Source organism: Streptomyces sp. NPDC040432, assembly GCF_055595445.1.
Window position 1 is genome coordinate 23,843 of sequence record NZ_JBVIVP010000034.1, and the last position, 21,546, is coordinate 45,388.

The 21,546-nt window shown below is 71.1% G+C and carries 16 protein-coding genes; 7 read left to right on the forward strand and 9 right to left on the reverse strand.

The window, feature by feature from the left end; all coding sequences use genetic code 11:
* Positions 1 to 2: 2 nt before the first annotated feature.
* Positions 3 to 1,082, forward strand: a complete 1,080-nt coding sequence (locus ACZ58N_RS36610; RefSeq protein WP_471169221.1) for a membrane dipeptidase — start codon at positions 3 to 5, stop codon at positions 1,080 to 1,082.
* Here ACZ58N_RS36610 and ACZ58N_RS36615 read toward each other — a convergent pair.
* Together ACZ58N_RS36615 and ACZ58N_RS36620 are read right to left on the reverse strand one after the other, a co-directional pair.
* The gene (locus tag ACZ58N_RS36615) at positions 1,079 to 2,392 is read right to left on the reverse strand and encodes a glycosyltransferase 87 family protein (protein WP_471169224.1); all 1,314 of its coding nucleotides are present in this window, start codon (positions 2,390 to 2,392) and stop codon (positions 1,079 to 1,081) included. The two genes, ACZ58N_RS36610 and ACZ58N_RS36615, sit on opposite strands and share 4 nt — an antisense overlap.
* 107 nt (positions 2,393 to 2,499) lie before the next feature.
* Positions 2,500 to 3,843, reverse strand: coding sequence for a UDP-glucose dehydrogenase family protein (locus ACZ58N_RS36620; protein WP_471169227.1), 1,344 nt, complete (start codon positions 3,841 to 3,843; stop codon positions 2,500 to 2,502).
* A 184-nt stretch (positions 3,844 to 4,027) separates the two neighbouring features.
* Here ACZ58N_RS36620 and ACZ58N_RS36625 point away from each other — a divergent pair, with 184 nt between their 5' ends.
* The 4 genes from ACZ58N_RS36625 to ACZ58N_RS36640 all read left to right on the forward strand — a co-directional run bounded on the left by ACZ58N_RS36625 (position 4,028) and on the right by ACZ58N_RS36640 (position 9,264).
* Entirely contained in the window at positions 4,028 to 5,200 is a 1,173-nt protein-coding gene (locus ACZ58N_RS36625) for an acyl-CoA dehydrogenase (protein ID WP_281206420.1), read from the forward strand.
* A 454-nt stretch (positions 5,201 to 5,654) separates the two neighbouring features.
* On the forward strand, positions 5,655 to 6,737 hold the full coding sequence (gene manB, locus ACZ58N_RS36630) for a mannose-1-phosphate guanylyltransferase (protein ID WP_471169230.1): 1,083 nt from the start codon (positions 5,655 to 5,657) through the stop codon (positions 6,735 to 6,737).
* 24 nt (positions 6,738 to 6,761) lie between these two features.
* Complete coding sequence (locus ACZ58N_RS36635; protein WP_471169233.1) at positions 6,762 to 7,571, forward strand: polyprenol monophosphomannose synthase; 810 nt, start codon at positions 6,762 to 6,764, stop codon at positions 7,569 to 7,571.
* A gap of 94 nt (positions 7,572 to 7,665) precedes the next feature.
* Positions 7,666 to 9,264: a hypothetical protein gene (locus tag ACZ58N_RS36640; RefSeq protein WP_471169235.1), complete on the forward strand. Its 1,599-nt coding sequence runs from the start codon at positions 7,666 to 7,668 to the stop codon at positions 9,262 to 9,264.
* Positions 9,265 to 9,341: 77 nt separating this feature from the next.
* Here the strand turns inward: ACZ58N_RS36640 and ACZ58N_RS36645 are convergent, their stop codons facing one another.
* Positions 9,342 to 10,505, reverse strand: a complete 1,164-nt coding sequence (locus ACZ58N_RS36645) for an acyltransferase family protein (RefSeq protein WP_471169238.1) — start codon at positions 10,503 to 10,505, stop codon at positions 9,342 to 9,344.
* Positions 10,506 to 10,724: 219 nt separating this feature from the next.
* A complete protein-coding gene (locus tag ACZ58N_RS36650) occupies positions 10,725 to 12,059 on the reverse strand; it encodes an LCP family protein (protein ID WP_471169241.1) in 1,335 nt (444 codons plus the stop codon).
* A gap of 106 nt (positions 12,060 to 12,165) precedes the next feature.
* On the opposite strand from ACZ58N_RS36650, the gene ACZ58N_RS36655 reads away from it, so the two are divergent.
* Entirely contained in the window at positions 12,166 to 12,702 is a 537-nt protein-coding gene (locus ACZ58N_RS36655) for an acyl-CoA thioesterase (protein ID WP_385580731.1), read from the forward strand.
* A 33-nt stretch (positions 12,703 to 12,735) separates the two neighbouring features.
* Here the strand turns inward: ACZ58N_RS36655 and ACZ58N_RS36660 are convergent, their stop codons facing one another.
* A complete protein-coding gene (locus ACZ58N_RS36660) occupies positions 12,736 to 14,220 on the reverse strand; it encodes an LCP family protein (protein WP_471169244.1) in 1,485 nt (494 codons plus the stop codon).
* Positions 14,221 to 14,387: 167 nt separating this feature from the next.
* On the opposite strand from ACZ58N_RS36660, the gene ACZ58N_RS36665 reads away from it, so the two are divergent.
* Complete coding sequence (locus tag ACZ58N_RS36665; protein WP_471169247.1) at positions 14,388 to 15,413, forward strand: glycosyltransferase family 2 protein; 1,026 nt, start codon at positions 14,388 to 14,390, stop codon at positions 15,411 to 15,413.
* Between the two features lie 71 nt (positions 15,414 to 15,484).
* Here the strand turns inward: ACZ58N_RS36665 and ACZ58N_RS36670 are convergent, their stop codons facing one another.
* The 4 genes from ACZ58N_RS36670 to ACZ58N_RS36685 form a co-directional block, all read right to left on the reverse strand.
* A complete protein-coding gene (locus tag ACZ58N_RS36670) occupies positions 15,485 to 17,185 on the reverse strand; it encodes an LCP family protein (protein ID WP_471169249.1) in 1,701 nt (566 codons plus the stop codon).
* A gap of 168 nt (positions 17,186 to 17,353) precedes the next feature.
* Entirely contained in the window at positions 17,354 to 19,099 is a 1,746-nt protein-coding gene (locus tag ACZ58N_RS36675) for an LCP family protein (protein WP_471169252.1), read from the reverse strand.
* Between the two features lie 223 nt (positions 19,100 to 19,322).
* On the reverse strand, positions 19,323 to 20,477 hold the full coding sequence (locus tag ACZ58N_RS36680) for an LCP family protein (RefSeq protein WP_471169255.1): 1,155 nt from the start codon (positions 20,475 to 20,477) through the stop codon (positions 19,323 to 19,325).
* Between the two features lie 274 nt (positions 20,478 to 20,751).
* Positions 20,752 to 21,495 (reverse strand): TIGR03089 family protein, encoded by a 744-nt coding sequence (locus ACZ58N_RS36685; protein ID WP_471169257.1) that lies wholly within the window; start codon positions 21,493 to 21,495, stop codon positions 20,752 to 20,754.
* Positions 21,496 to 21,546: the final 51 nt, after the last annotated feature.

Below are 21,546 nucleotides of genomic sequence, written 5' to 3' on the forward strand. Positions count from 1 at the left end.
CCATGGCCGACCTGCAGGAAGAACCCCACACCGTGGGCATCGGTACCCAGGACCCACCCGCCCCCGGCCCCGCCCCCGCGAGGCCGGCCGGAGCCCTGGACCGCGCCGCCGCGCTGCTCGCCGTCCATCCCGTCGCCGACGGCTGCAACACCCTCGTGTGGACCCTGCGCCAGAGCCCGTACCACGACATCGAAACCCCCGACACGGGCGTCGACACCGACATCCCGCGGCTGCGGGCCGGCGGCGTCGGCGCGCAGTTCTGGTCCCTGCTCGTGCCCCCGGACCCGGCGGCCCCCGACACCGACCCCGACCAGGTCGTGTCCGACACCCTCGAACAGATCGACGCGGCCCTGGCCCTGATGCGCCGCTACCCCGACGGCCTGTGCCTCGCGCTCGGCGCCGACGACATGGCCGACGCCCGCAACCGCGGCCGGATCGCCTCGTTCCTCGGCCCCGTTCCCGGCCGCACGCTCACGGACTCACTCGGCGCACTGCGCGCCTTCCACGCCCTGGGCGTACGGATCGTCGCGCCGGCCGGAGCCCCCTGGGCCGACGGCGACCTGACGGCCTTCGGCCACGAGGTGGTCCGGGAGGCGAACCGGCTGGCGATGCTGCTGGACCTGACGGGCTGCGCACCGGCCGTGGCCTGCCGCGTCACGGCGGCCTCGAAGGCCCCGGTCGTGGTGTCGAACGCCGGCGCGCACGCCCTCAACCCCCATCCGGACAACGTCACCGACGAGGTGCTGCTCGCCCTGCGGGCGGCGAACGGGCTGGCGATGGTCACCTTCGACACGGAACGCACGGGCGACTCCCTGCACGCGGTCGCGGACCACGTCGAGCACGTACGGGCGCTCGCCGGCCCGGAGGGCGTCGGCCTCGGCGCCGCCTTCGGCTCGGAGCGGGGACGCCCCCGCCCCGCCGGTCTGACGGACCCCTCGGGCTATCCGAGGCTGATCGCGGAACTCCTGGACCGGGGCTGGTCGGACCCCGACCTCGCCCTGCTGACCTGGGGCAACGCCCAGCGGGTGCTGCGCGGCGTGGAGTTCACGGCCCGCGCCGCCCAACACCGCAGGACCGCCTAGGAGGTGCTCCGGGGAGCGGTCGGGAGCGCGGGCTCGGGAACGACGGTCGCCTTCCACAGCCGCAGACCGGACCACACGGTCGCGTACAGCAGGATGCCGTTGCGGGCGCACAGCAGGAGCGTGCCGAGCCCGGTGGTCCCCAGGATGTCCGGGCCGTACCGGACCGGGAAGATCAGCGAGGTGAGCGCGGCGGCGACCGCGAGCAGCCACGCGATCGGACGCTGGGTGGTGTGGCGCGAGCTCAGGCAGACGGCCGCGAGACCGAGCAGCCAGATCAGGTACTGCGGGCTGATGACGCGGCTGGTGACCGTGAACATCATGATGGCGCACAGCGCGGCGTCGAACGGGGTCGCCGGCGACCAGCGGTTGGCCCTGACGCGCCAGAGCACGAGCAGCAGGAAGCCGATCAGGGTCAGCGCGAGGGAGGCCCGCGCGATCTCCGGCACATGGGGGCCGACGTACTCGTAGGCGCCGTACTGGAAGCGGATCCCGCCGGGCCACACGTCGGCGAGGCGGGCCACCATCAGCACGGACCCGCCGAGGGACTCGATCTGGACGCCCCGGTCGCCCTGGTTGCCCAGGAAGCCCAGCGAGTCGCGGAACAGCGCGGCGAAGACGGCCAGCAGCGCGACGCACGACAGGGCGGCGGCGGTGACGGCCTCGCGGGTGGACCTGCCGCGCGGGGTGCCGAGCAGGGTCAGCAGGGGCCAGACCTTGACCACGCCGCCGATGCCGGCGACGACGCCGCCGAGCCGGGGCCGGTGGCGCAGGCAGAGCAGCGAGCCGACGGCGAGCAGGGTGACCTGGACGTCGTAGCGGGCGAACGGGGTCGCCATCAGCAGGGGCAGCGAGACCAGCCACAGGACCGCCCCGGCCATGCTGCCGTCGTAGCGGCGTGCGGCCCGCACGAGCCCGAGGAGGATCAGGCCGTCGCACAGCACGGTCAGGGCGACGAAGGCCTGGAAGTAGGTGAGGAAGGGCAGCAGGTCGGGGGAGAGGAAGACGGCCGCCGCCGCGGGCGGGTACTGCCACATGACGTCGTCCTGCGGCACGGTCCACGTGACGAGGACGTGGTACCAGTCGTAGTACGTCTCGGTGACCTCGACCCGGACGATGCTCGACGCGTGGAAGTCGTTGACGAGCATCCACAGCATCGCCGCCCGAGCGGCCACCCAGAGGCCCGCGATGCCCAGCAGGGCCCCGGGCCCCCGTAGGGCCGAGGACCGTCGCCGATCACGGGTGTCGGGGGCCGCCGTCGCGTACGCGGACGCCTCGGGCGCCCTGGTCGGTGGGGTGCTGGTCGTGGTCATCGGCCCGAAGTCTACCCAGTCGATTTGTCCGTATTTTGTGTTGAACACCCCGGAAACGGGGGGACGTCACCTCACGTCCCGCCCGACCTCCACCGGCCCGGCCGGGGTCACGCGTGCGGCCGCCCCATGCCGCGGTACGTCCAGCCCGCGGCGCGCCAGCGCAGCGGGTCGAGGGCGTTGCGGCCGTCCAGCAGGAGCCGGTCGGTGACGACCTCGCCGAGCGCGGCCGGGTCGAGGTCGCGGAACTCGCGCCACTCGGTGAGGTGCAGGACGACCTCGGCGCCGCGGGCGGCCTCGACCGCCGAGTCGGCGTACCCGAGGGTCGGGAAGACGCGGCGGGCGTTGTCCATGCCCTTGGGGTCGTAGACGGTGACCTGACCGCCCTGGAGGTGGATCTGACCGGCGACGTTGAGCGCGGGGGAGTCGCGCACGTCGTCGGAGTCGGGCTTGAAGGTGGCGCCGAGGACGGCGACCCGCTTGCCGAGGAAGGAACCGCCGACCGCCTCGCGGGCCAGCTCGACCATGTGACCGCGGCGCCGCATGTTGATGGAGTCGACCTCGCGCAGGAACGTCAGGGCCTGGTCGGCGCCGAGCTCACCGGCGCGGGCCATGAAGGCGCGGATGTCCTTGGGCAGGCAACCGCCGCCGAAGCCGATGCCGGCGCGCAGGAACTTCGAGCCGATGCGGTCGTCGTGCCCGATGGCCTCGGCGAGCTTGGCGACGTCGCCGCCGGCGGCTTCGCAGACCTCCGCCATGGCGTTGATGAAGGAGATCTTCGTGGCGAGGAAGGAGTTCGCGGCCGTCTTGACCAGTTCGGCGGTCGGGAAGTCGGTGATCACCATCGGGCTGCCCTCGGACAGGGGCGTCCCGTACACCTCGCGCAGCAGCTTCTCGCCCCGGTCGCCGCGGACGCCGACGACGATCCGGTCCGGGTGGAGGGTGTCCTCGACGGCGAAGCCCTCGCGGAGGAACTCCGGATTCCAGGCCAGCTCGACGTCCTCACCCGCCGGGGCCAGCGCGGTGAGCTTCGCCGCCAGCCGCTCGGCCGACCCGACGGGAACCGTGGACTTGCCGACGACGAGCACGGGCCGGGTCAGGTGCGGGGCCAGCGACTCCACGGCGGCGTCGACGTGCGACATGTCGCAGGCGTACTCGCCGTGCTTCTGCGGGGTGTTCACACAGACGAAGTGGACGTCGCCGAACGCGCCCACCTCCTCCCAGGAGGTGGTGAAGCGCAGCCGCCCGCTGGAGCCGGGCAGACCGGCGACGTGCGCGGCGAGCAGTTCCTCCAGCCCCGGTTCGTACATGGGCACCCGACCGGCCGCCAGCATTTCGATCTTCTCCGGGACCACGTCCAGCCCCAGTACCTCGAAGCCCAGCTCGGCCATCGCGGCGGCGTGCGTCGCGCCGAGGTAGCCGGTGCCGATCACAGTGATCTTGAGGGGGGCCATGAGTGCTCCAGAGGTGCGGGGCCGTTTGCGGCAACCGAGCATAGTCGGGCCCCGGGCGGGGGACGCTCCCCGCTGTCACGCAGCTCACGTGCGCCGTACATATCGCTGCCGGGGCGCCGGACACTAAGATTTGGGTTACTTAACGGTAGTTAGCATCGTGTGTCACCTTGGGGAGTGAGAGATCTTGGCGGGTTCTGCCGACTTCGACCTGTACCGCCCGGCGGAGGAGCACGACATGCTCCGCGAGTCCGTCCGCTCGCTCGCCGAGGCGAAGATCCTGCCGTTCGCGGCCGCGGTCGACGAGGAGTCCCGCTTCCCGCAGGAGGCCCTCGACGCCCTGGTCGCCAGCGACCTGCACGCCGTCCACGTCCCGGAGAACTACGGCGGCGCCGGCGCGGACGCGCTCGCCACCGTGATCGTGATCGAGGAGGTGGCCCGCGTCTGCGCGTCCTCCTCCCTCATCCCGGCCGTGAACAAGCTCGGCTCCCTCCCGGTGATCCTCTCCGGTTCCGAGGAGCTCAAGGCCAAGTACCTCGGCCCGCTGGCCAAGGGCGACGCGATGTTCTCGTACGCCCTCTCCGAGCCCGACGCGGGCTCGGACGCCGCCGGCATGAAGACCCGCGCCGTGCGCGACGGGGACTTCTGGGTGCTCAACGGCGTCAAGCGCTGGATCACCAACGCGGGCGTCTCCGAGTACTACACGGTGATGGCCGTGACCGACCCCGAGAAGCGCTCCAAGGGCATCAGCGCCTTCGTCGTGGAGAAGGGCGACGAGGGCGTCTCCTTCGGCGCCCCGGAGAAGAAGCTCGGCATCAAGGGCTCCCCGACGCGCGAGGTCTACCTCGACAACGTCCGCATCCCCGCGGACCGCATGATCGGCGCCGAGGGCACCGGCTTCGCCACGGCGATGAAGACCCTCGACCACACCCGCATCACCATCGCGGCCCAGGCGCTCGGCATCGCCCAGGGCGCGCTGGACTACGCCAAGGGCTACGTCCAGGAGCGCAAGCAGTTCGGCAAGCCGATCGGCGACTTCCAGGGCGTGCAGTTCATGCTCGCGGACATGGCCATGAAGATCGAGGCCGCCCGCCAGCTGACGTACTCGGCCGCCGCCAAGTCGGAGCGCGTCTCCGCCGGGGGCGACAAGGAGGACCTCACGTTCTTCGGCGCCGCGGCCAAGTGCTTCGCCTCCGACGTGGCCATGGAGGTCACCACGGACGCCGTCCAGCTCCTCGGCGGCTACGGCTACACGCGCGACTACCCGGTGGAGCGCATGATGCGCGACGCGAAGATCACGCAGATTTACGAAGGTACGAACCAGGTCCAGCGCATCGTCATGGCGCGCAACCTGCCGTAACGGGACCACGAGCCCCAAGGAAGCCCCCGTCGAAACGGGGGCTTCCCTGCTGCGGGAGGCAGCCTCGGCACGGCACTGCGGGCGTCCGTTGGTAACGGGTTGCCGACAGGTTGGGGACGGACGGCCGACGATCGTCGTCGGCCGCGCCCCCGCCCGGAACCGTTCGGACGCCCGCCCGCCCGCCGTCGACACCGGCCCGACCAGCCCGTGAACAACGCTCTCACCAGCGGTGATGTCGGCCCGAACAGGCGACTGTCCGTCATGTGTCGCATCGGAGGCCCTCCGTGACGGGTGCGGTCCGACGCCCCACATGACACCCGCCCCCGCCGAGGCGTCCGCCCGTGATCCGAACGTGGCCGGAGGAAGCCCCACAGAGGCCTCCACCGGCCTTGGCATGTCCCCGGATGGGCTAAATTTGAACCTTCGTACGCCCGAACCGGTTGGGGAGAAAACAATGACGGAAGCGATCCTGCTGGTTGGCGGGCAGGGGACGCGACTGCGCCCCGTGACGGTGAACACCCCCAAGCCGATGGTTCCGGCCGCAGGCGTTCCGTTCCTCGCCCACCAGATAGCCAGGGCCGCCGCCGCCGGTGTCACGCACATCGTGATGGCCACCTGCTACCTCGCCGAGGTCTTCGAGCCCTACTTCGGTGACGGTTCCGACTTCGGCATCACCCTTGAGTACGTCGTCGAGGACGAGCCGCTCGGCACCGGCGGAGCCATCCGCAACGCCGCGCAGCGCCTGACCGGTGGCCCGGACTCCCCCGTACTCGTCTTCAACGGTGACATCCTGACGGGCCTGGACATCGCGGGCCTCGTCGACTCCCACCGGGAGGCCGACGCCGACGTCTCCCTGCACCTCGTGCGGGTCGATGACCCCCGCGCCTTCGGTCTGGTCCCCACCGACTCCGAGGGGCGGGTGCTGGCCTTCACCGAGAAGCCGGAGACCCCCGAGGAAATCATCACCGATCAGATCAACGCCGGTTGCTACGTGTTCCGCCGCAGCGTGATCGACTCCATCCCGGCCGGCCGATCGGTATCCGTCGAGCGTGAGACCTTCCCGGGTCTGCTCGCCACCGGCGCCAAGCTGCACGGCGTGACCGAGGACACCTACTGGCTGGACCTCGGCAAGCCCGAGTCCTTCGTCCAGGCTTCGGCCGACCTCGTGCGCGGCATCGTCGCCTCCCCGGCCGTTCCCGGTCCGCGCGGTGAGGCCCTCGTCCTCCCCGGGGCTCAGGTGGCCGACGGCGCCAAGTTGTCGGGGGGTACGGTGGTGGGTGCCGGTGCCCGGATCGAAGCGGGCGCGGTCGTCCAGGGCTCGATCGTGCTGGACGGTGCGACCCTCGGCCCGGACACGGTGGTGAACGCCAGCCTCATCGGCGCCGGCGCCTCGGTGGGGTCGCGCACGGTGTTGAACGGCGCGGTCATCGGTGACGGCGCCGTCGTAGGGGCCGACAACGAACTTCGCGCGGGGGTGCGGGTGTGGTGCGAGGCGGAACTTCCCGCTGCCGCCGTCCGCTTCTCCTCGGACCGGTGACCAACTCCAGTGAGGCATAACCCTGTGATAGGCGAGCAGCAGACCCCCCGCGCGACCGACGTCGCGAACACGAAGCTTCCGGACACCTGGGCGCACACCCCGCTCACCGTCGTCATGCCCACGTACAACGAGGCGGGCAACCTGCCGGGCATGGTCGAGCTGCTCATGGGTCTCGACCAGCCGGGCCTGCGCCTGCTGATCGTCGACGACTCCTCGCCCGACGGCACCGGCAAGATCGCCGACGAACTCGCGGAGGGCTTCCTCACCGAGGACGGCAAGCCGCGCATGTCGGTCCTGCACCGCACCGCGAAGGACGGCCTCGGCCGTGCCTACGCCGCCGGCATGGCCAAGGCCGTCGAGGACGGCGCCGAGTACGTGCTCCAGATGGACGCGGACGGCTCCCACCCCGCCGGCAAGATCGCCGAGATGCTGGGCGTCGCCCGCTCCACCGGCGCCGGCCTCGTCGTCGGCAGCCGCTACGTTCCGGGCGGCACCCTGTCCGACGCGTGGGGCGCGCACCGCAAGTTGCTGTCCCGCTGGGCCAACGCCTACGCGAGCACCATCCTGGGCACCCGTGTCCGCGACATCACGGGCGGCTTCAACCTGTGGAGCGCCGACGCGCTCAAGGCCATCGACCTCGCGTCGATCGGCAGCGCGGGCTACAGCTTCCAGGTGGAGATGAAGTTCAAGGCGCTGCGCCGGAACTTCCAGGTCATGGAGGTCCCGATCCACTTCGAGGACCGCACCGTCGGCGAGTCCAAGATGAACCTCGCGGTCCAGCTGGAGTCCATCGCCATGCCGTGGAAGCTCCGCGCCCGCGCGGGCAAGCGCTGACCTCCGTACGGCGCGCGCCGTACGCCGCACCCCGTACGCCCCCGGTGTACGGGGTGCGTCCCCTTGTCCCTCTTCCGATCCAGGTGTCTGCCACGTGAGTCGTACAGTCGAGCCGTTGCCCCGTTCCGCCGAACCCCGGCCCGACGCCGAGGCAGGCCGGGCACAGACCGCGGACGGAACCGGGGCAACGCCCTGGTGGCGCGAGCCGTTCGCGCCGAGCCGCCTTCTCGCCGTCCTGCACGGGGCGACACTGGTGCTGCTCACCCTGTTCACCTTCATGATCGTCAGGTTGCCCTGGATCGGTGACATGGGCGTGCACGCGGCGACCATCGAGCGCCTTCGGCACGACCTGACCGACCCCGGCAACCCGATGGTGGACTCGGACACCACGAGCCCCTACTACTCGCCGTGGATGGTGGTCCTGGCCCTGCTGGGCAAGGCGACCGGGTTCAACACCTTCAACATCCTGCGGTTCGCCGCCATCGTCGGCCTGGCGCTGCTGGTCACCGGCATCTACCACTTCACCCGGCAGCTCACCCGCCATCGTGCGGCCCCGCCGCTGGCCGTGCTGTGCGTGATGTTCCTCTGGGGCACGCAGTTCTTCGTGTGGAGCGGCTTCCTCGCCTTCACCTCGCTCTCGCTGAACGTCTCCTATCCGAGTACTTTCACCACCGGCCTGGGCTTCCACTTCCTGGCCCTGCTGATGAAGGCGCTGCGCCGGGGCACCGACACCGGCTGGTCGGCGTACATCGGACTGGGCGCGCTGTGGTCCGTGCTGATGCTCAGCCACCAGTTCTCCGGCGTCGTCATCACCTTCGGTGCCATGGGTGTCCTCGGGGCGGCACGCCCCTGGCCGGTGAAGGCGACCTGGCTCAAGCTGGCCGCCTCCCTGGCGACGGGCCTCGCGGTGCTGGTGCTGTGGCCGTACTACTCCTTCTTCTCCCTCTTCAGCGCCGGCGGCCTGGAGGACATCCACTGGTCGCTGTACAACAGCGACTTGTTCCTGCGGTACTGCTTCGTGCTGATCGGCGTGGCCGCGCTCGCCCTGCGCTTTGCGCGCAACCGCCGTGACCCCCTGGTCATCTGGTTCGCCCTGGCCCTCGCGATGGTCGTGGCCGGCGGGCTGATGGAGAAGTGGTCCTGGGGCCGTGCGGAGCCCGCCGTGGTGATCCCGGCGCAGATCGCCGCCGCGATCGCCGTCGTGGAGGGAGGCACGCGCCTGCTGCGCACCGTCTTCGGCGTTCTGGTCGGCTTCGGCCTCGTGTTCGGAGCGTGGGCTCAGAACGACGCCCTCGGCTTCGTTCTGCGCAAGGACGCGCTGCCCAAGTCCGTCACCGAGGGCGCCTGGCAGGCCGGCCCGACGTACTACTGGACCACCAAGTACGCCCGCTACGGCGACGTCTTCATGACGGACCAGAAGACGGCGGAGATGCTCCCCGGCTACGGCGGCTACACCGTCATAGCCGGCTACCCGGACTTCTTCCTGCCCGACGAGGACCGGCGAGCGAAGGACACCGACCGCTACTTCGCGGCCGGCACCTCGCGCGAGGAGCGCTTGGAGATCCTGCACCGGTACGACGTGAAGTGGATCCTCCAGTGGGAGGACAAGGGCGGCCTGCCGCCGACCGACAAGGCCATCTCCAAGGTCCGCAAGGGCCCCAACGGGCAGGTCCTCTACAAGGTCGTCGGCTGACACGGCTGATTCGGGATTCGGACACGAGGAAGGGGCACCCCATACGGGGTGCCCCTTCCTCGTGTCCGAATCCCGAATCAGCCGCGCACGGCCGCCGGACGTCGTTCCAAGAACCGCTTGAGAGCGGCACCGCCGGGCCGTTCCACGAACCGTTGGATGAGGTAGGCGGCCACCACCGAGCCGATGACGAGGGCCAGGACCAGCACGTACGGGTTCAGCGAGCCGCGCCAGTGACCGATGACGGCCACACCGATGGCCTGGTGGATCAGGTAGAGCGGGTACGACATCGCGCCGGCGACGGACAGCCACTTCCAGTTGATCCGGTCGAACCAGCCGAGGGCGACTCCCGCCATCACCACGTAGCAGAGCGACACGATGACGACGCACACCGTCCAAGAGAGCTTGAACGTCTTCGGGTTGTAGACGTTCATGATGTCGATCATGCGGCGCTGCATCAGCAGCCAGGACAGAGCCAGGAGCAGCCACAGCTCGGCCCGGCCCGGGCCCTCGCGGCGGATCAGGTAGAACGCGATGCCGGAGATGAACAGGGGCGACCAGCCGGGGCTGGCGAGCGTGTCGAGCAGGGGGAAGCCGGAGTCGGGCGCGACGAGCGAGGCGATCGTCCAGATCCAGCAGAAGGTGAGGACGCGGCGGTAGGTCAGTCCCACCGCAGCGACCACCGCGAAGATCAGGTAGAAGCGTGCCTCGACCCACAGCGTCCAGTAGGAGGCGTCGATGTCCGTCACGCCGAGGGGGGCCTGGAGCATCGTCAGGTTGGTCAGGACGCGCGAGAGGGTCAGCGGGTGGTCCCCGCCGGCGGCCTGCGGGATGACGAACAGCGCGGCCGTCGTCGCCAGGACGCAGAACCAGTACCCGGGGTAGAGCCGCACCACGCGGCTGCGGACGTACCGGCCCAGGGACTTGCCCCAGGCCGACATGCAGATGACGAAGCCGCTGATCATGAAGAAGAAGCCGGCGCCCAGCCAGCCGTACGGGGCGATGTGGCCCAGCAGGCCGAACGTCGCCCGGCCGTCGCCCCAGACCGCGTCGCCGGTGAGGTGGAAGGCCACGACCGCGAGCGCCGCCACCAGTCGCAGCCCGTCGAGAACCCGGACCCGGGGGACGGCGGCGACCGGCCGGTCCGCCTGTGCCCCGGGGTCGCTCCGGCCCGGGACGTCGGCCTCCGGTACCTGCGGCGGCGACTTGGCGAGGGCGTCGAGCGGGCTGGCGGGCAAGAGCATCACTGGTCTCCTGGACGGGTGGTGGCAGGCGGGGGCCGATGACCGCCAAGCCCCCCAGAACCTGCCGTACCGGCCAGCAAGTCAGTGTCGTGAAGTCACGACGGCAATGCCAGCCAGGCCCCCCACAAGTGTCCCATCTCTCATCCACTCCACCCGCCCGGGCATCGCGAGGCCGGCGATCGGGCGCCGTTCACATCCCAACTACCCATTTCTACCAGGCTAGTTGCCGCGAACGGTGACCTTCTCGTCGTTCTGGATCTCCTTGACGAGCTGCTTCACCTTCGCCTTGTCCCACACGAGGTTCCCGCCCCGCTGGCCGGAGATCGGCATGTTCATCGACACGCCGTCACCGCTGTTGACGCCCTTCATCGCGAAGAACATCTGGCCCAGGTCCCACAGGCCCATGTCCTCGTCCACGATCAGGGTGTCCAGGCCCGCGCCCATCACCGGGTAGAGCGAGAAGGGGTTGAGGACGGTGCCCGGCGTGGCCGCCTGGCTCGCCAGCGCCGCCAGGAACTTCTGCTGGTTCTTGGTGCGCTGGAGGTCCGACTCCGCGAAGGCGTAGCGGGTCCGTACGAAGGCCAGCGACTGCTCGCCGTTGAGGGTCTGGCGGCCCGCCTGGAAGTCGGCGCCCGACTTCTCGTCCTTGAACGCCTTCTCGATGTCCAGCTCGACCCCGCCGAGCGCGTCCACGATGTTCGCGAAGCCGGCGAAGCCGATCTCGGCGTAGTGGTCGATGCGCAGGCCGGTGTTGAACTCCACCGTCCGCACCAGCAGCTCCGGGCCGTCCTCCGCGTAGGCGGCGTTCAGCTTGACCCGGCGGCCCTGGGAGGGGAACTTCTTGCCGGACTGGGAGCCGACGAAGGAGGGGATCTCCACGTCCGAGTCGCGCGGCAGCGAGATCATCGTGTTCCCGCTGGAGCACTTCGCCAGGATCATCATGGAGTCCGTGCGCTTGCCCTCGGCGGAGCCCGTGTGGAGCTTCTTCTTCTCCTCGGCGGACATGCCCTCGCGGCTGTCGGAGCCGACGATCAGGTAGGTCGTGCAGTCGCCCTCCTTGGGGCGCTCGATCACCTTGGAGAGGGCGACCTCGCGGCGGACCTTGGAGTCCGCCCAGAAGTAGGTGCCGATCGTGGTCACCACGAGGACGGAGGCCACGACGATCGAGCCGACCTTGATGCGTCGACGCCAGTCGACGGCCCCGCGGGCCGGGCCGGGCCCTCCGGTGCCGCCGCCGGCCGGGGGACGTCCCGGTCCACCGGGGCCCGACGGCGAACCGTAGACCTGGCCGGTGTTCCAGCCGCTGTCGTAGCCGCCGTCGCCGGGGCTCCGGGTCTGCTGCGGCGGGACCCCGTGGGCGGGCGGACCCGCCGGGGGCGCCGACTGCGGGGGTACCGGCGGTCGGGCCGGGCGCTGCGGGGGCTGCGGCTGTCGCTGGACGTGACGCATCCGCTGCGCGCCCTCCGGCTGGGCCTGCCCGCTGCCGTGTCCGTACCCGTCATCGCGGCGGCCGCGCCCGTCGCGCTCGCCGCTCCACCCGTCCCAGTCACTCATGCGGACAAGAATGCCTGCCCGGGCGTGTCGGACGACACCCCGGTGGGGGGTTCGTACCGGTGCTGTTGCACACCTGATGCCTGCGGTACCGATTTAAGGTGGCTGTATGACAGACATACCGGCCGAACCGCAGGGCAAGCCCGTCTCGGCCTCCCGCACGACCCTCAGCCACATCATGACCGCGAGCGACACCAACCTCCTGGGCACCGTCCACGGCGGTGTGATCATGAAGCTGGTGGACGACGCGGCGGGTGCCGTGGCCGGTCGGCATTCGGGCGGTCCCGCCGTCACCGCCTCCATGGACGAGATGGCCTTCCTGGCCCCGGTCCGGGTCGGTGACCTGGTCCACGTCCGGGCGCAGTGCAACTGGACCGGCCGCTCCTCCATGGAGATCGGCGTGCGGGTCCTGGCCGAGCGGTGGAACGAGTCCACCCCCGCCACCCAGGTCGGCAGCGCCTACCTCGTGTTCACGGCGGTGGACTCCGAGGGCAAGCCCCGCCAGGTCCCGCCGGTGCTCCCGGAGACCGAGCAGGACGAGCGCCGCAACCAGGAGGCGCAGATCCGCCGCACGCACCGGCTCGCCCGTCGCAGGGCGATCACCGAGCTGCGCGAGCGCCGGTCCGCCGAGGGCCTCGACGACTGACCGGACTGACCGGCCCCGCCCGGCCGGGCGGGGTCACTTCCCGCACACCACCTGGTCGCCGGTAACCACCCCGAACGTGCCCTGGTAAGGGTCCTCCGCCCGTACCGGCACGACCTTCGAGTAGTCGGTGCCCGCGATCACCAGCACCGTCCGGCCCTGGCGCGGCACCGCGCGCAGCTCGCTGCCGGGCAGGGCCGTCGCGACGGTGCGCGCGGAGCGGTCCCAGCGGGGGTCGTAGGCGATCACCGTCCGCCGCACGTCCCGGCCCGCGCCGTTGCCCGGGGTGCCGGTGGTGTCGAAGCCGGTGGCGCGCAGCGCCGAGTCCACCCGGCCGCCGAGGCCGTCGATCCGGGTCCCGTTCTCCACCCGCACCTTGATCTGGTTCGGCGGCACGTCGACCGGTACCGCGGCGGGTCGGGCGGTGCTCCGGGTGCGGGCGGGGGCCAGCGGCCGGTCCTGACGGACCGACTCGAACAGCTTGGCGGCCTTCGCCGCGTCCCACTTCACCGTCGACCCGATGCCCTTGACGGCGTACGAGGCGTCGCCGACCGGGACCGAGGCGAACTCGGACGACGAGGGGGTGAAGTCCCGCATGGCCTGGCCCAGGGCCAGCATCTGCTCGGAGCCGAAGTCCTTGTCGGCCCGGACGGAGCCCAGCAGCGTGGAGCTGACCTCCTTGAACTTCACCGGGTTCAGCAGCACCCCGCTCCCGGTGGCCTGCTTGATCAGCGCGGCGACGAACCGTTGCTGGCGCTGCATGCGGCCGAGGTCGGAGGCCCCGTCGATGTGGCGGGAGCGCACGTACTGCAGGGCCTGGCCACCCGTCAGTCGGTGCGTGCCGGGCAGCAGGTCGAGGCCGGTGTAGGTGTCGCGCATAGGCTTGGCCGTGCAGATCTCGACGCCGCCCATGGCGTCGACGGTCTTCATGAAGCTGGTGAAGTCGACCTCCAAGTAGTGGTCGATCTTCACCCGGGTCATGTTCTCGACCGTGCGCACGGTCAGGTTGGGCCCGCCCTCGGCGTAGGCGGCGTTGAGCTTCACCGGGTGGGCCTTGTGGGGTTTCCCGGTCACCAGGTCGTGGTGGGCGGGGACCTCGGCGTAGCTGTCGCGGGGCAGGCTGATCACGCTCGCCCGTTCCTTGTCGGCGGACAGGTGCACCAGCATGATCGTGTCGGTGCAGCGGCAGGGCGCGCCGCCGAGCCGGTACTCCCGCTTCTCCTCCTTGGAGATCCTGTCCCGGCCGTCGGTGCCGACGAGGAGGAAGTTCAGGCCGTGTCCGGCCTGGGGGCGGTTCTTCATGTCCTTGAAGGGGTCCACCCGCTGGATCCCGGTGTCCAGGCCGGTCATCACCGCGTGCCCGACCGCCCCGGACCCGAGCACCACGACCGCCACCCCGGCCGCGATCCGCACCCCCCACCGGGGTCTGTCCCTCCGGCGCCGGGCCTGGGGGCCGCCCCGCCGCGCGCGCTGCGGCTGGGGCGGCCTGGCGGGTCGGGTGGGACGGTGCGGCTGGGGCACGAGGGACACCTCCGCGGGGGAACAGCAGGGCAACGGTCGTCTGATCTTCGGATTCGTCAGAACAGTAGGCCCATACGATCAGCCTCTGTCCGTACCAGCTGTCCGGCGCGCACCCGGTTCCCCCGTACGCGGTAACGTGACACGGATACCCGACCTCGAAGGACCACATGCCCGCGCAGCAGCCCGCAGTCTCGGTGATCATGCCGGTGCTCGACGAGGAGCGCCATCTGCGTGACTCCGTCCGCCACATACTCGAACAGGAGTACGCGGGCGAGATGGAAGTGGTCATCGCACTCGGGCCGTCCACGGACCGCACCGACGAGATCGCCGCCGAGCTCGTGCGCGAGGACCCGCGGGTCCACACCGTCCCGAACCCCACCGGCCGTACGCCCGCCGCCCTGAACGCCGCGATCGAGGCGTCCCGCCACCCGATCGTCGTCCGCGTCGACGGCCACGGCCTGCTCTCCCCGAACTACATCGCCACCGCCGTCCGGCTCCTGGAGGAGACCGGCGCGCAGAACGTCGGCGGCGTCATGCACGCCGAGGGCGAGAACGCGTGGGAGGAAGCCGTCGCCGCCGCGATGACCTCGAAGATCGGCGTCGGGAACGCCGCGTTCCACACGGGCGGCCGGGCCGGGCCGGCCGAGACCGTCTACCTCGGCGTGTTCCGCCGCGAGGCCCTGGAGCAGCAGGGCGGCTACAACGAGGAGTTCATCCGCGCCCAGGACTGGGAGCTGAACTTCCGCATCCGCGAGGCCGGCGGGCTCGTCTGGTTCTCACCCGAGCTGAAGGTCCGGTACCGCCCCCGCCCGTCCGTACGGGCGCTGGCCAAGCAGTACAAGGACTACGGCCGCTGGCGGCACGTGGTGGCCCGCCACCACTCCGGCTCGATCAACCCGCGCTACCTGGCCCCGCCCACCGCCGTCTGCGCCATCGCGGCCGGCCTGGTGGCGGGCGCGACCCTCACCCCGTGGGCCCTCGTCGTCCCGGCCGGCTACCTCGCGGCGATCACCGCCGGTTCCGTGCCCGCCGGCAAGGGGCTCCCGCTCAAGGCCCGGGCACGGATCCCGGTGGCCCTGGCCACCATGCACATGTGCTGGGGCTTCGGCTTCCTGACCAGCCCGCGCTCGCTCGCGGCGAAGGTCGTCGCCGGCCGCCGCCCGTCGGTGCGCCGGGACCCCTCCGCGGTCTGAACGGTACGCGGAAGGGGTGGCCCCCTCCCTCGCGGGACGGGGCCACCCCTTCGCGTCACCCACCGCCGGCCCTACCAGCGGTACGGCTTGTAGACCTCCATGCAGGCCCCGCTGTCGGAGCCGTTGAGGGCGTCGGCCGTGTCCGGTATCGAACCGGCCTCGGGCGGCGCCTGCTGCGGGTACGCGGAGCCCTCGCGCCAGTCGGCGCCCACGATCAGCGTGATGCGGGAGACCTGCGCCGACTGCTGCGCCGCGGTCGCCGGGATGCCCAGCGCGGCCGCGACGCTCTGCGCCTCGTCGGCGAGGTCCGCGGTCGGGTAGCGCACGACGGTGGTCTTCTCGGGGGTCAGCGCGCTGTCCGCGCGGGCCGAGGTGAAGCCCTTCGCGACCAGTGCCTCCGCGACCGTGCTCGCCCGCTGGGGCGCCAGCGGCATTCCGGCCGCGGTGCCGTTGACCACGTGGACGGCGATCTTGTCGTTGGCGGTGACCGGCGCCTTGGACGGGTCCTGGACGGGAGTTCCGGGCTGCGAGGGGCTCGCGGCGGGCTGCGGGGAGCCCGGGGACGGCTGCGCGCTCGGGGAGGCGTCGGGGTTCTTGGGGGCGCCGTTCTTGTCGAAGGCGATGTCCTTGCGGAGCATCGTCCACATCTTCTCGGCGTCCGCCGTGTTCACCACGAGCCGGTTCTGGTCCCGCGGGTCGGGGAAGGTCGGCATCGTCGTCATGGTGATGCGGTTGGTCGGTACGTGCTTGAGCTCCATGGCCAGGTTGAAGAGCTTCTTGACCGACCCGATCTCCTCGGAGACCTCCAGCGCCTTGGTGCCCGCCTCGGCCAGGGCCGTGATCCGGCCGACGTCGGTGAAGGCGTTCTGGCCCTTGAGCTCGCGCATCATCGAGTTCATGTACATGTGCTGCGCCTGGGCCCGGCCCAGGTCGCTGCTGAAGGCGTGACGGGTGCGCAGCCACTGGAGGGCCTGCTCGCCCTTGACCTTGGTGGTGCCGGCGGGGAGCTTGAGGCCGGAGCCGCCGCCGTCGGTGCCGAGGGCGCGGTCCCAGACGTTGTCCTTGACGCAGACCGGGACCCCGCCTATCGCGTCCGCCATCTGCACCACGCCGGTGAAGTCGATCGTCATCCAGTGGTCGATGTAGACGTTGGTCAGCTTCTCCCACGTGGCCAGGGTGCAGCCGGGGCCACCGCGACCGAGGGTCTCGTTGATCATCGCGGTGACCTTCTTGAACTTCTCCCCGGTCTTCGGGTCCGTGCACTCGGGTATCTCGACCCGGGTGTCGCGCGGGATGCTCACCACGGAGGCGTTCTCCCGGTCGGCCGACACGTGGAGCAGCATCTGCACGTCCGCGAGCGGCGGGGCGCCGACGCTGTCGTGGCTGCCGCCGAGTTCCAGGTTCTCCGGCTTGTTCCGGCTGTCGGAGCCGAGCAGCAGGATGTTCAGCGGGCGCTGGCCCTTGGCGTTGGCGCGGGACTTCTCGACGCCGCTGTCCCCGCTCAGGCGCTGGCCGCTGCGGATGTTCCCGTCGAGGTGCCGGTAGTAGAGGAACCCGGCCGCGGAGGTCCCCAGGATCAGGAACGCCATGACGGACGCCACCCAGAGCAGGGTGCGGCGTCTGCGCCGCCGCACCGGGCCCCCGCCGCCCGCGGTTCCGGAGCCGGAACCCCGTCTCTGCGGGGGTACCGTGCCGGCGGCCTCCGCACCGCCGGATATGCCACCGGCGGCCCGGTCGGGCGCCCCCTCCCCCCGCACGCTGCTGTGCCTCACGCGTACCCCCCTCAAGATCACTATCGTCGGTGTGGTGCCGGTCCTACCGGCTACCGCCCGTTATTTTCGGCGGTCTTCCTGTGCGTGCCACCGGCGGGCGGCGTTGTTCGGTCGGTGCCCGCCGGCGGGCCCGGTCCGGCGTCGTCGCCGAACCGGTCGGTCGACCGGTCACTTCGCGCAGACCGCCTTGTCCGCCTCCAGCCGCTGGAGCCCTTCGGGCGCCTGCTGCGGAGTCGCCGCGGCCGGGTTCAGCGGGGCACCGGGCTCCTTGAAGTCGGCGCCGAGCGTCAACTTCATCGGGGCCTTCGGTGCGGCGTCCGTCGTACCGATCTTCAGCGCGGACGCGGACAGGCCCATCATGTCCGCCAGCGCCCGGGCCTGGTCCGCCTGGTTGGGGGCGTACTCCAGCTGGGTGCTGCCCAGCTTCACCGAGGCGTTGCCGTGGTTGCTCGCCCGGTAGACGCCCTTGCTCTGCTGGAGCCAGGTCAAGGTGGTGGACGCGGATCCCGAGGGCCCGCCGCCGTTGTAGACCTCCACGCGGACGTCCCCGGCGGGCGCGCGGTTGCCCTGGAGCAGCGCGTCCTGCTTGTTCTTCGCCTCGGTGTCGGCCGCCTCCTTGGCGGCCTCCTTCTGCTTCTCCACCTCGGTGAGCGAGACGTCGCCGCGGATCATCTCCAGCAGCGGGTCGGCCTGGGCGGAGTTGACGACGACGGTCAGGTTCTGGTTCGGCGGATCGTTCGGGTTGTCGATCACCGGGAGCGTCGTGAAGGTGACGTTCTTGAGGTCGATGTCCTTCAACTCACCGGCCAGGTCGGTGAGCTTGCCGATGGAGCCGAGCCCCTGGTCCACGGTCAGCGACTTGGTGGCGGCCTCGGCCAGCGAGAAGAACTTCTTCGGACTGGTCAGGGTCTCCTTGGACTTCATCTCGCGCATCATCGAACCCAGGAACTGCTGCTGGGTCTTGATCCGGTCGAGGTCGCTCTTGAGGCCGAACGCGTGTCGGGTCCGGACGAAGGCCAGCGCCTGCTCGCCCTCCAGCCGGTGCTCGCCGGCCTTCAGGTCGAGTTTGGAGGCCTCGTCCTTGACGTCCTTCTCCACGCACACCGGGACCCCGCCGACCGCCGTGCTCAAGGCCTTCACGGCGTTGAAGTCGACCATCATGAAGTTGTCGACGGGGACGCCGGTGAGCTCCTCGACCGTACGCATCGTGCAGCCCGGGTCCCGCCCCTCCTGGCCCAGGCTGTTGTTGAAGCGGGTGTTCTTGCTCCCGGGGATGTCCTTGACCGACCCGTCCACCTTCGTCGGGCAGGCGGGGATGTCGGTGATCAGGTCGCGGGGGATGGACAGCGCCGTGGCGTTGGAGCGGTCCTTCGACACGTGGAACAGGATCGTGGTGTCGGCGTGGCCGACGCTGTCCGTGTCCCCGTAGCCCTGGTTGCCCGCGCCGCTGCGCTTGTCGGTGCCGATGACCAGGATGTTGATCGGCTGGTCCTTCTTGAAGCTGCCCGCCTTGCGCCCCGTGTCGATGACGTTCAGGTTGCTGTTCAGGTGCTCGAAGTACAGGTACGCCCCCGCCGCGCCGCCGACCAGCAGGAACGCCAGGGTTCCGCCGGTGACCGCCAGACGCTTGCGGCGTCGGTTCGGGGCGCCGCCGGCCTTGCGCGAGCGTCCGCCGCCGCGCCGTCCTCCCGGCGGTCCGTCGCCCCGACGGGGTTTGGGAACGGCGGGGGAGGGAGTCGCGGGCGCCTCGGGGCCGGCCGGGGTTCTGCGGCGGGATCTGCGCGGGGGCGCGACGGTGGGCGGCTGCGCAGGGGAATGGCCCAGTTGCAGTTCGTAGTTGCCAGTGCGGGGATTGAGGACCCACTGGTCTGCGGGGTCGATCTCGTCCGCCCGCCCACGGCTTTGCGCATCCACGGTTGCTCGAATCCTCCGTCGGTGCTTCGCGACGCGCCTCCCCCCAGGCGCGCGGTCAACGATCCGGCTGCTGGTGCACGGCCTCTTGGCCGGCCGGTGCACCGGATCGCTCACCTTATCCGGCCGGGTCGGCAGCAAACCATGCCGGGGACAAAATCCACTCCCCTTATAACGGGCCAAAACCCCCAAGCGGCGCGGTCGGATCCCGGCTTTTTGGATTGCTTTACCGGCAATCGGCCTGACCTGCGGTCGTTCCCGTGAAAGTGGGGACGGGGGTGGGGGTGGCGCCGGTTCCGATTTTCCCGTCCGCGTCGGCCGCGCTTTCGTCCTCCGCGCGGGCGTCCGCACGTTCCCGCAGGTCCTGGCCACCTTCCCGGTCCGACTCCGGATCGGGCGGAGTGATCGTCAACGGCCGGTCCTCGCGCAGTTGCCGGAACAGCCGGTCCGCGTCCGGCTCGACCAGTTCGTCCCGGTTGGGGTTGCTCGGGTACGGACGGCGCGGCACCGTCAGGAACTTGACCTGCTCGGTCGGTATGTCCCTTACGCTCCGCACCAGTTCGTACAGCCCCCGCAGCGAGGCCAGCCCCGGGTCCGTGGTCACCGACGAGGTCGCCGCGTCCAGCACCGGATACAGCCGCGCGGGGTTCAGCAGGACCCCGTTGCCCTGCACCTTCTTGACGAGCGAGCCGAGGAACTGCTGCTGGCGCTGCATCCGTTGGGTGTCGCTGCCGTTGCCCAGGCTCTGCCGGGCCCGGACGAAGCCGAGGGCCTGCTCGCCCCGGAGCAGATGGCGCCCCGCCGTGAGCCGCAGCCGCGCCTCCGTGTCGTCCACCGGCTCCTTGAGACAGACCTCCACCCCGCCGACCGCGTCGACCATCCTCTTGAACCCGCCGAAGTCCACCACCATGTGGTGGTCGATCCGGATCCCGGTGAGCTTCTCCACCGTACGGATCGTGCAGGCGGCCCCGCCCCACTCGAAGGCCCAGTTGAACTGGACGAACCGCTCCCCGGTGCGGGTGCCGTCGGGCTTCAGGCAACTCGGGACGTCCGTCATCAGGTCCCTCGGTATCGACACCGCCGTCGCGCTCCTGCGGTCCTTCGGCAGGTGCAACAGGATCGTGGTGTCCGAACGCTGGGTGCCCCGGTCCCGGCCGTAGCCGGAGTTGCCCGCACCGGCGCGGGAGTCCGAGCCGATCAGCAGGATGTTCTGCGCGCCCGTCCCGAGGTGCGCCGGGCGCTCACGCTCGTAGCGCTCCAGTTCGGCGGCGGCCGACGCGTCCGCCGTGATGTTCCCGTCCAGCTTGGCGTACAGCCACCACCCCACCGCGGTACCCGTGAGCACGAGGAGGGCCAGGCCGAGGCCGATCCAGCGCAGCATCCGGCGCCTGCGACCGGCCGGGGGCTTCGGAGGGCTCCCGGCCGGCCCGGCACCGTCAGGTATGCCCGCGCGGTCCGTCACTCGCGTTCCGTCCCCTCGGCCGCCGTGGAAGAACGGGCCGTGCGGGTGAGCACGACCTGGAGCCGAGTCTCCCCCCGGGCGACGGGACCGGCCCGGGGGCGGGGTGCCGTCAAGGGCCATGCGGGTGACAAATAGCGCGAAGTCCGGCAGATGGGTTCGGGGGAGGGGCCGGCCCCTCGCCCCGGCCCGCCGGTCAGAGCGTGTGCGTGACCCGCTCGCTCTCCACCCGCTGCGCCAGCCCGGCCTCCGACAGCGCGTCCAGGTTCCGGCACAGCACCACGGAGCCACCGGTGGCCAGCGCCCCGAACAGCCCCGCCGACAGGCCCTCCCAGGTGTCGTAGCCCAGCCCCGACAGCACCCGGGAGCCGTCCCCGCGCCCCGCCGCGTCGGCGCGCGCCCGCGCGACGAGCTCCGCGTACGAGAACTCCTCGCCGCCGACCACCAGGCCCGGGTCGTCGGCGTCGACCGGGGCGAACGGCGCGAACCGGTCGCCCTGCCCCGGAACCTCCACGGCGTAGTCCGCGAAACCGGCGGGCGGCTGCGGGAAGCGCCCGCCCAGCGGGCGCAGCGCGAGCGCGACCCGCTCCCCCTTGCAGGCGCGGGCCTCCTCCAGGGTGTCCGGTCCGCTCACCACGAGGTCCGCGCCGGCCGGATCGCCGCCCACCTCGGCGACCACGCCGACCGACGCGCAGGCGAGCAGCCACACGGCGCTCTGCCAGTGCGCGGGCAGCAGCAACGCCAGCCGGTCGCCCGGCTCGGCGGCCAGGTCTCCCTGGAGCAGATTGGCGGTCTTGGCCACCCAATTGGCGAAGGTGGCGACGGACAATTCCACGCGCTCGCCGGTGGCGTCGTCGTAGAAGGTGACGAGCGGGCGGCCCGGATCCGCGGCCAGAGCGGATCGCAGCAGGTCGGCAGGGGTGCGGTCAGTGGCATTCACCCGCCCCAGCGTACGCGGGGCCTTCCCCCGTACGGAGGGCAACGGCTCGGC